Below are 12,800 nucleotides of genomic sequence, written 5' to 3'. Positions count from 1 at the left end.
CGCCATTCTACGGGGCTAGATCCCCTCCGTCAAGGCCTGAAGGCCGCCTTCCAGGCTCATGGCCTCGTACCCCTCGGCCTCGAGGTAGAGGGCGGCCACCTGGCTCACAAGGCCCCGCTCGCACACCAGGAGAAGGGGGACCCGGGGGAGGCCGTGCTCCCCCTTCTGGATCTTCTCCAAGGGAACCCATTCCGCGGGGAAGGGCAGGGGGGCGGTCCTCCTTTCCGCCGGGCGCACGTCCACCACCTTCACCCCCTGCTTAAGAAGGCCTGGGAGCTCCTGTGGGCGCACCTTGCGCATATCCCGAGTATACCGCCCCGCGGGATGTGCATACTTTTGAGTCATAGCTGCATAAGATCTACATCGGCCCCTTGGCCCCGGGCGCCCGGTGTGCTAAGCTCATCCCTTGGGTACGCGATGCCGCCCAGAAGAGACCTCAGGAAGATCCTCATCATCGGTTCAGGGCCCATCACCATCGGCCAGGCCGCGGAGTTTGACTATTCGGGCACCCAGGCCCTCAAGGCCCTGAGGGGGGCGGGGTACCGGGTGGTGCTGGTGAACTCCAACCCCGCCACCATCATGACGGACCCCGACCTGGCCGAGACCACCTACCTGGAGCCCCTCACCCTGGAACACCTCGAGGCCATCCTGGCCCGGGAGGCCCCCGATGCCCTCCTCCCCACCCTCGGGGGGCAGACGGCCCTCAACCTGGCCATGGCCCTCCACGAGGAGGGCATCCTGCAAAAGTATGGCGTGGAGCTCATCGGGGCCAAAGCGGAGGCCATCCGGAAGGGGGAGGACCGGGAGGAGTTCCAGAAGGCCATGCGGCGGATCGGCCTCGAGGTTCCTCGAGGCCAGATGGTGGGGAGCGTGGAGGAGGGCCTTCGCTTCGCCCGGGAGGTGGGCTTCCCCGTGGTGGTCCGCCCCTCCTTCACCCTGGGGGGCACGGGGGGCGGCATCGCCAAGGACGAAGCGGAGCTTGTGGAGGTGCTCACCCGCGGCCTTACCCTCTCCCCCGTCCACACCGCCCTGGTGGAGGAGTCGGTACTGGGCTGGAAGGAGTTTGAGCTGGAGGTGATGCGGGACCACGCCGACACCGTGGTCATCATCACCAGCATTGAGAACCTGGACCCCATGGGAGTCCACACGGGGGACTCCATCACCGTGGCCCCGGCCCAAACCCTCTCCGACGTGGAGTACCAGCGCATGCGGGACGCTGCCAAGGCCATCATCCGGGAGATCGGGGTGGAGACGGGGGGGTCCAACATCCAGTTCGCCGTAGACCCTAAGACGGGGCGCCAGGTGGTCATTGAGATGAACCCCCGGGTCTCCCGCTCCAGCGCCTTGGCCTCCAAGGCCACGGGCTTCCCCATCGCCAAGATCGCCGCTCTCCTGGCGGTGGGCTACCGCCTGGACGAGCTTCCCAACGACATCACCCGCAAGACCCCGGCCTCCTTTGAGCCCACCATTGACTACGTGGTGGTGAAGATCCCCCGCTTCGCCTTTGAGAAGTTCAAGGACCTCCCGAACACCCTGGGCGGGCTCAGGGACGAACTCACCACCCAGATGAGGTCCGTGGGGGAGGTGATGGCCATCGGCCGCACCTTCAAGGAGGCCCTTCTCAAAGCGCTCCGGGGCCTGGAGCGGGACGTAAAGGCCCTTGCCGGGGTGAGGACGGAGGAGCTGGAGGGGAAGCTCTACCCTAACCCGGACCGGATCTACGCCGTACTGGAGCTCCTTAGGCGGGGGATGCCGGTAGAGGAGCTCTACCAGGCCACCCGCATAGACCCCTGGTTCCTCCACCAGATGAAGGAGATCGCCGAGGCCGAGGCCTTCCTCCAGGCCCACCCCCCCAAGGACCGCGAGGACTTTCGCTTCTACAAGGCCTTGGGGCTTTCCGACCGGAGGATCGGGGAGCTTCTTGGCAAGGAGGAGAAGGCGGTGCGGGCCGAACGGAAGGCTCTGGGGGTGGTGCCCGTCTACAAGACCGTGGACACCTGCGCCGCCGAGTTTGAGGCCTACACCCCCTACCACTACTCCACCTACGAGCTGGAGGACGAGGTCTGGCCCTCGGAGAAGCCCAAGGTGGTGATCCTGGGCTCGGGGCCTATCCGGATCGGACAGGGGGTGGAGTTTGACTACGCCACGGTCCACGCCGTCTGGGCCCTGAAGGAAGCGGGGTACGAGACCCTCATGGTGAACTCCAACCCCGAAACGGTCTCCACGGACTACGACACCGCCGACCGCCTCTACTTTGAGCCTTTGACCCTCGAGGACGTTCTGAACCTGGTGGAGCATGAGAAGCCCCTCGGGGTCATCGCCACCTTAGGGGGGCAGACCCCCCTCAAGCTGGCCCAAGGCCTGGAGGAGGCGGGGGTGAGGCTCCTTGGCACCCCCTTCAGCGCCATCCACAAGGCGGAGGACCGGGAGGCCTTCCACCGGCTCTGCCAGGAGCTTGGTATCCCCCAGCCCGAGGGCCGGGTGGCCAAGACCCCGGAGGAGGCCTTAAGGCTTTCCGAGGAGGTGGGCTTTCCCCTTCTGGCCAGGCCCAGCTATGTGCTGGGCGGGCGGGCCATGCGGGTCCTGGAGGGCCCTGAGGAGCTAAGGCACTACCTGGAGGAGGTCTATGAGCCCCTCCAGGACAGGCCCTCCATCCTCCTGGACCGGTATCTGGAAGGCGCTCTGGAGCTGGACGTAGACGCCCTCTCCGACGGGGAGGAGGTGATGATCGCCGGGGTGATGGAGCACGTGGAAAGGGCCGGGGTCCACTCCGGGGACTCGGCCACGGTGCTTCCCCCGGTCCACCTCTCCGAGGCCGCCCTGAAGAAGGTCAAGGACTACACCCGCCGCCTGGCCCTGGGCCTTGGGGTCAAGGGGCTTTTGAACGTGCAGTACGCCGTGCTGGGCGAGGAGGTCTACGTCCTGGAGGCCAACCCCCGGGCGAGCCGCACCGTGCCCTTCGTCTCCAAGGCCATCGGCGTGCCCTTGGCCAAGCTTGCGGCCCTGATCGCCGTGGGCAAGACCCTAAAGGAGCTTGGGATCCGGGAGCTGGAGCCCGTCCCGCCCTACTACGCGGTGAAGGAGGTGGTCATCCCCTGGATCAAGTTCCCCGGGGTGGTCCCCCTTCTGGGCCCGGAGATGCGCTCCACCGGGGAGAGCATGGGGCTGGACGAGGACCCGTACCTTGCCTACTACAAAGCGGAGCTCGGGGCGGGGCAGAGGCTTCCCTTGGAGGGAAGGGTGCGCTTCCTGGACGAAGGCCTTCCTGAACGGGAAAGGCCCCGCCTGGCAGCGCTCAAGCAGGCCTACCGGGAGGCGGGTTTTGCGCTGGTAGAGGGAGAGTACGACCTCCTCGTAAGCCCCGTCCCCCACCCCGAGCTCAGGCGGGCGGTGGAGAGGGGGCTTCCCTTCATCACCACCCTCGAGGGGGCCTGGTGGAGCCTGAAGGCCATCCTCCGCGCCAGGGAGAAGCCCTTAGCGGTGAAAAGCCTCCAGGCATGGCACGGGGTGTACAATAGGGTCGGATGAAGCTCATCGTGGCCATCGTGCAGGACACGGACGCCCCGGGGCTCACCAAGGCCCTCCTGGAGAGGGGGCTCCAGTCCACCAAGCTCGCCTCCACCGGCGGGTTCCTAAGGGAAGGCAACACCACGCTCCTCATCGGCCTCGAGGACGACCGGGTGGAGGAAGCCCTGGAGCTCATCCGGGAGAAGTGCCGCACCCGCACCCGCCTGGTCACCCGGGGCCTCCCCCTCTCCGAGGCCCCCGACCCCTTTCTGGCCCAACCCGTGGAGGTGCAGGTAGGGGGGGCGGTGGTTTTCGTCCTGCCGGTGGAAGGGTTCTTCAAAATCTAGGCGGGGCCGGTCTGGACGGGCCCGGTCCTGCCCGCTAAAGTGAGCGGGGTGGAGGGCGAGCTCCTTCTCCTTAAGGACAGCAAGGGCCGCGCCTTTCTCGTGCGGCCGAGGCCGGGCGGGGTCTTCCACCATCACCGGGGGACGGTGGCCCACGAGGCCCTGTGGCAGGCCGGGCCCGGAGGGAGGGTGGCCACCCATCTGGGGGAGGTCCTCACCGTCCACCGCCCTACCCTGGAGGAGTACGTGCTCCACATGAAAAGGAGCGCCACCCCCACCTACCCCAAGGACGCGAGCGCCATGGTCACCCTTTTGGACCTCGCCCCGGGGATGCGGGTCCTGGAGGCGGGCACGGGCTCCGGGGGGCTCACCCTCTTCCTGGCGCGGGCGGTGGGGCCGGAAGGGCGGGTGGATACCTACGAGAAACGGCCCCACCACCTGAGGCAGGCGGTGGAGAACGTCCGCGCCTTCTTTAAGGGGGAGAACGTCCGCTTCCACGAGGGGAGCCTGGAGGAGGCGGCCCTGGAGCCCGAGGCCTACGACGGGGTGGCCCTGGACCTTATGGAGCCCTGGAAGGTCCTAAAGAAGGCCACGGGGGCGCTAAAGCCGGACCGCTTCCTCGTGGCCTACCTGCCCAACATCACCCAGGTTCTGGAGCTGGTCCGGGAGGCAGAGGGGCTGCCCCTCTCCCTGGAGCGGGTCTTGGAGGTGGGCTGGCGGGAGTGGGACCTTAGGCCCCCCGTGGCCCACCCTCGCTTCCAGCAGGTGGGGCACACCGCCTTCTTGGTTTCTTTCAGAAAATGGAAGGACTCCTGATCCACGCCGTCTTGCGGGCGCTTTCGGGCGAGCTTCCCGCCCTTAACCTGGGCCTGGCCTTCCCCGACGAGGGCACGCTGGCCGTTTTGCTCAAGGGGAGGACGGGGCGCCTTTTCAACCTGGTGCTCCGCTACCGCCCCCCCTCCCCGAGCCTGGTCCTGGAGGAGGGCCGCCTCGAGGGGGAGCCCAAGACCCCCTTCCAGCGGCAGCTCCACGCCCGGGTCAGGGGACCCCTGGTGGGGGCGGAGCAGCTCAAGCTGGACCGGGTGGTCTTCCTCCGCTTCGCCGGGGAGAGGGGCTTCGTGGACACCCCTCCTGTGGTCCTGGCCTTTGAGGCTACGGGGCGGAACGCCAACCTCCTCCTCCTGGACGAAACCGGCACCCTCCTGGGGGTGGACCGGGTCATCACCAAGGAGGTGAACCGCTACCGGGAGCTCCGCCCGGGCCTCCCCTACACCCCCCCGCCCCCTTACGAGAAGCTGGACCCGAGGACGCTAAAGGAGGAGGACCTCCGGGTCCTTTTGGGGAGGCCCCTAAAGGACCTGGTCCGCCACGTGGACGGCATCGGCAAGGAGCTCCTCCAGGAGCTGGCCAAAAGGGCGGGCCTCACCCCGGAAACCCCCCTGGACGAGGAGGGGCTGAAGCGGGTGTACCAAGCCCTGCGGACCCTGGTGGAGGACCCCACCTTGCGCACCGAGCTTTCCGAGGAGCTCAGGCGGCGCTTTGCCGAGGAGGAGAAGGCGGCCTTGAGGAAGCCCCTCCTCGAGGCCCTGGAAAGGGAGAAGCGGACCCTCCTCGCCCGCCTTGCCGACTACCAGAGGGCCCTCGAGCGCCTGGAGGAGGCGGGGGAGCTCCGCCAAAAGGCTGACCTCCTCCTCGCGCGGCTCCAGGAGGTGCCCAAGGGGGCGGACCGGGTGGTCCTGGAGGGGTTCTTGGGGGAGAGGGTGGAGATCCCCCTAGACCCCGCCCTCTCCCCCCAGGAGAACGCCAGGAAGCTCTACGAGCGGGCTAGGCGCCTGGAGGAGCTCGCAACGAAGGCCCTGGACCTCATCCCCAAGACCGAGGCCAGGGTGAAGGCCTTGGAGGAGGAGATGGCCCGGGTGAAGGAGGCCTCGTTGGAGGAACTCCTCCAGCTTTCCCAAAGGCCCAGGGAAGAAAAGGGAGGCCGGCTCGGCCTCCGCTATACTTCCCCCTCCGGCTACCTCGTCCTGGTGGGCAGGAACGCCAAGGAAAACGACCTCTTAACCCGCGCCGCCCACTCCGAGGACCTCTGGTTCCACGCCCAGGGGGTGCCGGGAAGCCACGTGATCCTGAAGGCGGAGGGGAAAAGCCCCCCCCTAGAGGACCTCCTCTTCGCCGCGAGGCTTGCCGCCTACCACTCCAAGGCGAGGGGGGAACTCCAGGTGCCCGTGGACTATACCCGCAAGAAGCACGTCTGGCGGCCCCGAAAGGCCGCCATGGGCCAGGTGCTCTACACGGGGGCCAAGACCCTTTTCGTGGAGGGGACGCTACCCGAAGGGGCGGAGGGGGGCTAAACTTAGACCCCGTGAAGCGGGTGATGTTCCACGCCAAGATCCACCGGGCCCGGGTCACGGAGGCCGATCTGGACTACGTGGGCTCGGTGACCGTGGACCAGGACCTTTTGGACGCCGCCGGGATTCTCCCTTACGAGCAGGTGGACATCTACGACCTCACCAACGGGGCCTGGCTCACCACCTACGCCCTCCCTGGGGAAAGGGGCTCGGGGGAGATCAAGATCAACGGGGCCGCGGCCCACCTGGTGAAGCCCGGGGATCTGGTCATCCTCGTGGCCTACGGGGTCTTTGAGGAGGAAGAGGCCAAAGGCCTCAAGCCCACCGTGGTCCTGGTGGACGAGAGAAACCGGATTTTGGAGGTGCGCAAAGGGTGAGGCGGCTAAAGCTCTACCTGGAGCTTGTCCGCTTTGAGCACACCCTCTTCGCCCTCCCCTTCGCCTACGGGGGCATGCTCTGGGCGGCAGGGGGGTGGCCGGGCTTCCGGGTCTTCCTCCTCGTCACCCTGGCCATGGTGGGGGCCAGGACCATGGCCATGGCCCTGAACCGCCTCATTGACTGGCGCCTGGACGCCCTGAACCCGAGAACCCGGAACCGCCACCTTCCCCGGGGGCTGGTGAAGCCTTGGGAGACCCTGGTCCTTGCCCTTTTGGGCCTGGTTCTCCTGGTCTACGCCGGACTCCACCTCAACCCCCTCACCGCCCGCCTCCTGCCCGTGGCTGTCTTCTTCCTGGTCTTCTATAGCTACACCAAGCGCTTCACCTGGCTTTGCCACTACGTCCTGGGCCTCACCATTGGGGCCGCCGCCCCAGGGGGCTGGATCGCGGTCACGGGAAGCTTCGCCCCCGCCCCCCTCTGGCTTTGGGCCGGGGTGGGGCTCTGGATCGCCGGGTTTGACATCCTTTACGCCACCCAGGATTACGCCTTTGATCGGGCCCACGGGGTGAAAAGCCTGCCTGCTCGCTTCGGCCTTCCTGCGGCCCTCGCCGTGGCCCGGACCACCCACCTCCTGGCCTGGCTCGCCTTCCTTGTGGCGGGGCTTGCCTACGGGGCGGGGGGGCCCTACTTCCTGGGCCTCCTTCTGGTGGGAGGGCTCCTCCTGGTGGAGCACCGGCTGGTCTCCCCCGAGGACCTCTCCAAGGTGGACCTGGCCTTCTTCCAGGCCAACGTGGGGGTGAGCCTGGGGATGCTGCTCTTTGTCGTCCTGGACCTCCTCCTGCGGAGGTGACCGGGCCCGGGGTCCACGGGAACGGGTATACTGAGGGCGCCCCCAGCCTCCAGAGGGCCTGGCCACCCCGCCCTCCCTGGGGACGGGCACCCATGCGGGATCCGGAGCGACTACTGCTGTGCCCCGCACCCCCTGGCCGCTCAAGGCAGCGTGGTAGACCTCCGTGGGCCGGGCCATCTGGCCCAGCGCCCCCCAGACCACGAGGACCGCCATCAACCCCAACACCGCTACCCGCTTCATCCCGGACCTCCCTTCACTTTCCTATTCCTCGAGGGAAACCGGATGCCTGCGCTAGGCTTAAGGGTATGGAGGAGATTCGGCGGGCGGCCGAGAAGGCCATAGGCGAGTTCCTGGAGCTTTTCCCCATGCCCGAGGGGAGCCTCTTCGTCCTCGGGGGCTCCACCAGCGAGGTCCTGGGGGAGAGGGTGGGGACGAGGCCGAGCCTCGAGGCGGCCGAGGCCATTTTGGAAGGCCTGCTGCCGCCCCTCCGGGCGCGGGGGATCTTGGTGGCCGTACAGGCCTGCGAGCACCTGAACCGGGCCCTGGTGGTAGAGCGGGAGGCGGTGCGGGCCTTCGGCCTGGAGGAGGTCACCGTCTTCCCCCACCCCAAGGCGGGGGGAAGCTTGGCCACAGCCGCGTTTTTACGCTTCCAGGACCCGGTGATGGTGGAGTCCTTGAGGGCCCAGGCCTTGGGAGGCATGGACATCGGCGGAGTGCTCATCGGCATGCACCTCCGCCCCGTGGCCGTACCCCTGAGACTTTCGGTAAGACGGATCGGGGAGGCGACCCTCATCGCCGCCAAAACCCGGCCCAAGCTGGTGGGCGGGGCCCGGGCCGTCTACACCCGGGAGGACATGCTCAGGAAGCTGGAAGAATTTCGTCCAAAACCTCTCTGAAGAGGGCGGCCGCCCCCAGGGCCTCGTAGCGGTCGTAGGCCCCCATGAGGGAGAGGCGGAAGATCCTCCCCTTCAAGGGCCCCTGCCCCCCGGCGATGACCGCCCCCCTCCTGGCAAAGGCCTCCTTCACCGCCCCGTAGGCCGCCCCCTTGGGCAGGTAGAAGGCCGCCACCGCCGGGCTTCGCACCTCGGGCACCCCCTTCAGGCCCTTCTCCTCCCCTACTCCGTAGAGAAGCCCGTTTTGCCAGGCCTTAAGGGCGAGGTGCTCCTTAAGGCGGGGCAAAACCTCCTCCAAGACGGCAGCCACCGCCCTGACCAGGTTGATGGCCGGCGTCCAGGCGCTCTCCCCCTCCCTTTGGGCCTTAAGCTCCCGGGCCAGGTTGAGGTAGTAGCCTCGAGGCCGAAGCCCCTCCAGGGCCCTAGGGGAAAGGGCCACAAACCCCAGGCCCGGAGGGCACATGAGGCCCTTCTGGCTCCCGGAGGCCGCGGCGTCCACCCCAAAGGCCTCGAGGGCCACCTCGCTCAAGAGGAGGCTCGTCACCATGTCCGCCCCCACCAGGCCCTCCGGGTTTTCCGCCTTAAAGGCTCCGCTCAAGGCGGGAAGGTCGGCGAGGGCCCCGGTGGAGGTCTCCGAGTGGACGAGGAGGAGGCCCCGGTAGCCCTTCCGCGCCACGTCCTCGGGCCTGGGCACCCGGCCATAGGGGAGGTCCAGGCGGTGGACGTCAAGGCCCGCCTCCAAGGCGATCTCGTAAAAGCGCTCGGAGAACTTGCCGTAGACGGGCACCAGGACCCTTTCCCCGGGGGCGAAGAGGTTCGTGACCAGGGCCTCCATGGCCAAGGTGCCGCTTCCCGTGAGGATCAGGACCTCGCCTTCGGTGCGGAAGGCCTCCTTTAAAAGCCCCCTCGCCTTCAGGAAGACCTCCCGGGCCGGCCCGGTGCGGTGGTGGAGCTGGGGACGGGCGAGGGCCTCCAAGGCCTTCGGGTGCAAGCGCACAGGACCTGGGGTGAGGAGCCAGTCCATGGGCAAAGTTTAGCGGAAGGTTCCGCCCCGAAGCCGCTGGCGGGCCCGCCCCGTAAGGAGCAAGAGGCCGTGGAGGATGGCCCCGGGTCGCGGGGGATCCCCGGGCACGTACACGTCCACGGGGAGCAGGCGATCCACCCCGCCCACCACCTCGGGGCTTTCGGCGAAAGCCCCCCCAGCGATGGCCTCGTTCCCCACGGCCACCACGCCCTTGGGCTCGGGCATGGCCTCGTAGGTGCGGCGAAGCGCCTCGGCCATGTTGCGGGTCACGGGGCCCGTGACCAGGAGGGCGTCGGCGTGCCGGGGCGAGGCCACCACGGAGAGGCCAAACCGGGACATGTCGTGAAAGGGGTTGCCGAGGAGGGCCACCTCCGAGTCCGCAAGACCTGTGTCCCCAGCGCTCACCTCGCGGAAGGCCAGGGTGGGCAGGGCGAGCTCCTTTCTTGGCGGGGGCGGCGGCCCGGGGTCCAGGAAAGCCCTCTGCTCCAGGTCCACCCGCTGCACCAGGTCTTCCCTCCGGGTCACGGCCACCTCGAGGCGCCGCACCTCCCCCACCGCCTCCGGGTGGGCCAGGACACACCGGCCGCACCCCACGCACCGGGCCAGGTCCAGCTGGAAGAGGCCTCCCTCTTCCCCGAAGGCCCGGCTCGGGCAGAGGCGGAGGAGGTGGGCCCGGGCCTCCCTGGAAAGCCCCTCGGGCTTGAGCTCTGGATAGCCGAAGGCGTGGTCCGGCACCTGAAGAAGCTCCTCCAACCTACGGGCAAGAAGCCCCACGCGCAGACTGACAAGCAGGCTCACCCTACCCCCCTAAAGGTCGCTCCCTGCATAGGAGAGGTCAAAAGACTTGTTGCAGAGGGGAAAGTCCGGAAGCCCCTCTCCCCTCACCGCCAGCTCCAGGGCCCGCCAGTTCTTGAAGCTGGGATCCACCCCCTCGGCCAGGACCACCCGCCCCCCTTCCAAGCGCACCCACCAGAAGACCTCTCCCCGCCCGGCCTCCACCCGGGCCAGGGCCTCCCCGTCCCCTTCCGGCACCTCCCGGAACAAGGGCCCAGGGGGGAGCGCCCTCAGGAAACGCCGGGCATGCGCCAAGGCCTCCAGGGCCTCCGCGGCGTAGACCTGGGCCCGGGCCAGGACGTCCCCCCCCTGCCGCACCACAGGCCGTAAGCCTGGGTAATAGGGATCCTCTTCCCGTAGGTCGCGGGCCACCCCGCTGGCCCGGGCGGTGGGCCCCACAAAACCGTAGGCCAGGGCCTCGGCTTGGCGAACCCGGCCCACGTAGCGCATGCGGTCCAAGACCTGGGGGTGCTTGAGGAGGCGGGGAAGCATGCGGGCAAGCTCCATCTGGTAGCTCTTGAGGGCCTCGAGGTCCACCGCCCCCTCCCGCCAAACCCCGCCCACCCGCAGGAAGTTCCGGCCGTAGCGGTGGCCCGTGAGCCGGTCCACCTCCGCCTGGAGAAGGGCCCGCACCCGCCCCACCTGGGTGGCCCCGAAAGCGTACCCAATGTCGGTGAAGAGCCCGGCCAGGTGCCCCAGATGGCCGAAGGCGCGCTCCAGCTCCAGGGCGGCCCGCCTAAGCCCCTGGGCCCGGGGCGGGGCCTCCACCCCCAAGGCAGCCTCCCAGGCCTCGGCGAAGGCAAGGGCGTGGGCCACGGGCTCGCTCCCGGTCCGCTCCACAAGGCGAAGGGCCTCCTCCGGACCCTTTCCGGGAAGCAGGGAAAGGAGGCCCCGGTGCTGGTAGCCCAGGCGGATCTCCAGGTTCAGGATCCTCTCCCCCAAGACGCTGAAGCGGAAGTGCCCCGGCTCAATGATCCCCGCGTGCACGGGGCCCACGGGCACCTCGTGGAGTTCGGGAAAGGTGCGGAAGGTATAGGGCAGGTCGTGGCGGCGGAGGGGCTTGAGCGAGGGGTGCCCCTCGGGGACCAGGGCGTGCCGCTCCCAAAGGGCCCGTTCAAACCAGTCCATGGCAGGGAACTCGCGGGCCAGGCTGGGAAACCGGTCCCCGGCGGGCAGGCGGTGGACCTCCAGGGCCCGGGCTCGTTCCAGCACGTAGATCAGCCGGGTGCCATCCCGGAAGAAGGCCACGGGCCTCCCCTCCCGCAGGGCCTCCTTCAGAGCTTCCACAGCGCCACCTCCAAGGCCTTAAAAACCCCCACGGGAGGGAAGAGACCCAAAAGCCAAAGAAGCGCTAAGAGGGCCCATAGGGGCCAAAGGGCAAGCCCCCTCGCCGCCCCGGCCCTTCCCCGGCCAAAGCCCATCTGGCCCATGGGGCCAAGGAGGCCCACAAAGGCCAAGCCGAGGCCAAGGAGGTAGGCCACGCCAAGTCCAGGCCAGGCCAACGCCGCCTGGACCGCTTGGAGCTCGGCGAAGAAGAGGGGGAAGGGGGGAAGCCCCCCCAAGGCGGCCAGGGACAACAGGAAGGGAATCCCTAGGGAGGGCCAGGCGCGCACCAGCCCGCCCACCTGCCCCACCTCCTTGGCGCGGGAGGCCTTCATCACGGCGCTGGCCCCAAGGAAGGCCAGGGTCTTGGCCAGGGAGTGGGCCAGGGTGTGGAAAAGGGCAAGCCACGGGAGGCCAAGGCCTAGGGCAAAGACCGCCAGGCCCATGTGCTCCACGCTGGAGTAGGCCAGAAGGCGCTTGTACTCCCGCTGGCCATAGAGGAAGAGGGCGGCCCCGAAGAGGCTCAAGAGGCCGAAGGCAAGAAGGAGCTTGGAGGCAAAGGGGAAAAGCCCCGCCGCCTCCACTAAGGCCGCGTAGCGGAGGAGGGCGTAGAAGGCCACGTTCAAAAGGGTCCCGGAGAGGAGGGCGGAGGCGGGCCCGGGAGCCTCGGCGTGGGCGTCGGGAAGCCAAGCATGCAAGGGGAAGAGGCCCACCTTGGTGCCGAACCCCACCAGGAGGAGGGCGAAGGCCACCCGGAGGCCTTCCGCATCCACCCCGGGCATCAGGGCCTTGGCGTGGGCCCAGTCCAGGGTAGCCCCGTTCAGCAGGGCATAGACCAGGATGACCCCCATGAGCCCCAGGGCGATACCCACGCTTCCCAACATGAGGTACTTCCAGGTGGCCTCGAGGGCCCGCGCCCCGCCCCGGTGGTAGATGAGGAGGGCCGAAGCCAGGGTGCTCCCCTCCACGAAGACCCAGAGCACCCCCAGGTTGTGGGCCAAATAGGCCCCGTGGACCGCCACCAGAAAGAGCGCTCCCGACCAGTAAAACCGCCAGGCCTCCTCCCCGGCGAAGTAGCCCCGGGCGAAGAGGGCCACCAGGGCATAAAGGAGGTCGGTGAGGAGGAGGTAGAAAAGCCCCACCCCGTCCAGACGGAAGGGCCCCTCCGCCCGCCCCAGGAGGCCCAGGGCGAGGGCAACGGAAAGGAGGGCGGTCCCCACCGCCAGGGCAGGGAGGACCCGGGCCTCCTTTCGGCCCAGGAGGGTGAAAAGCGGCAGAAGAAGGAGAAGGTAGAGCATC

Annotated in this window: 12 protein-coding genes; 7 read left to right on the top strand and 5 right to left on the bottom strand. The window is 68.4% G+C overall.

Annotated elements, in window-relative coordinates:
• Positions 1–15 precede the first annotated feature (15 nt).
• On the bottom strand, positions 16–300 hold the full coding sequence (locus H531_RS0104435) for a rhodanese-like domain-containing protein (RefSeq protein ID WP_022798158.1): 285 nt from the start codon (positions 298–300) through the stop codon (positions 16–18).
• Between the two features lie 117 nt (positions 301–417).
• Here H531_RS0104435 and carB point away from each other — a divergent pair, with 117 nt between their 5' ends.
• From carB to H531_RS0104400, 7 genes are all read left to right on the top strand, one after another.
• Positions 418–3,528 carry a carbamoyl-phosphate synthase large subunit gene (carB, locus tag H531_RS0104430; protein WP_022798157.1) on the top strand — a complete coding sequence of 1,037 codons (3,111 nt, stop codon included), beginning with the start codon at positions 418–420 and terminating at the stop codon, positions 3,526–3,528.
• Complete coding sequence (locus H531_RS0104425; protein ID WP_022798156.1) at positions 3,525–3,854, top strand: cyclic-di-AMP receptor; 330 nt, start codon at positions 3,525–3,527, stop codon at positions 3,852–3,854. Before carB ends, H531_RS0104425 begins: the two co-directional genes overlap by 4 nt.
• 39 nt (positions 3,855–3,893) lie before the next feature.
• Positions 3,894–4,667 (top strand): tRNA (adenine-N1)-methyltransferase, encoded by a 774-nt coding sequence (locus tag H531_RS0104420; RefSeq protein WP_028490645.1) that lies wholly within the window; start codon positions 3,894–3,896, stop codon positions 4,665–4,667.
• Entirely contained in the window at positions 4,652–6,202 is a 1,551-nt protein-coding gene (locus tag H531_RS0104415) for an Rqc2 family fibronectin-binding protein (protein ID WP_022798154.1), read from the top strand. Before H531_RS0104420 ends, H531_RS0104415 begins: the two co-directional genes overlap by 16 nt.
• Before the next feature lie 23 nt (positions 6,203–6,225).
• On the top strand, positions 6,226–6,576 hold the full coding sequence (gene panD, locus H531_RS0104410; protein WP_028490644.1) for an aspartate 1-decarboxylase: 351 nt from the start codon (positions 6,226–6,228) through the stop codon (positions 6,574–6,576).
• Positions 6,573–7,427, top strand: a complete 855-nt coding sequence (gene mqnP, locus H531_RS0104405) for a menaquinone biosynthesis prenyltransferase MqnP (protein ID WP_022798152.1) — start codon at positions 6,573–6,575, stop codon at positions 7,425–7,427. Before panD ends, mqnP begins: the two co-directional genes overlap by 4 nt.
• Before the next feature lie 305 nt (positions 7,428–7,732).
• On the top strand, positions 7,733–8,323 hold the full coding sequence (locus H531_RS0104400) for a TIGR01440 family protein (RefSeq protein WP_022798151.1): 591 nt from the start codon (positions 7,733–7,735) through the stop codon (positions 8,321–8,323).
• Here H531_RS0104400 and H531_RS0104395 read toward each other — a convergent pair.
• From H531_RS0104395 to H531_RS0104380, 4 genes are read right to left on the bottom strand one after another with little or no spacing between them, the layout of a single operon-like run.
• A complete protein-coding gene (locus H531_RS0104395; protein ID WP_022798150.1) occupies positions 8,286–9,344 on the bottom strand; it encodes a pyridoxal-phosphate-dependent aminotransferase family protein in 1,059 nt (352 codons plus the stop codon). The genes H531_RS0104400 and H531_RS0104395 overlap by 38 nt on opposite strands.
• A 9-nt stretch (positions 9,345–9,353) precedes the next feature.
• A complete protein-coding gene (locus H531_RS0104390) occupies positions 9,354–10,142 on the bottom strand; it encodes an NADH-quinone oxidoreductase subunit B family protein (RefSeq protein WP_022798149.1) in 789 nt (262 codons plus the stop codon).
• 9 nt (positions 10,143–10,151) lie between these two features.
• Complete coding sequence (locus tag H531_RS0104385) at positions 10,152–11,465, bottom strand: hydrogenase large subunit (RefSeq protein WP_022798148.1); 1,314 nt, start codon at positions 11,463–11,465, stop codon at positions 10,152–10,154.
• Positions 11,453–12,799 (bottom strand): proton-conducting transporter transmembrane domain-containing protein, encoded by a 1,347-nt coding sequence (locus tag H531_RS0104380; RefSeq protein WP_033399262.1) that lies wholly within the window; start codon positions 12,797–12,799, stop codon positions 11,453–11,455. The genes H531_RS0104385 and H531_RS0104380 overlap by 13 nt, the downstream gene beginning before the upstream one ends.
• Position 12,800 lies beyond the last annotated feature (1 nt).

Source organism: Thermus islandicus DSM 21543 (assembly GCF_000421625.1).
GTDB lineage: Bacteria > Deinococcota > Deinococci > Deinococcales > Thermaceae > Thermus > Thermus islandicus.
The sequence above is the reverse complement of the archived record's forward strand: the minus strand, read 5'-3'. Positions and strand labels throughout refer to the sequence as shown.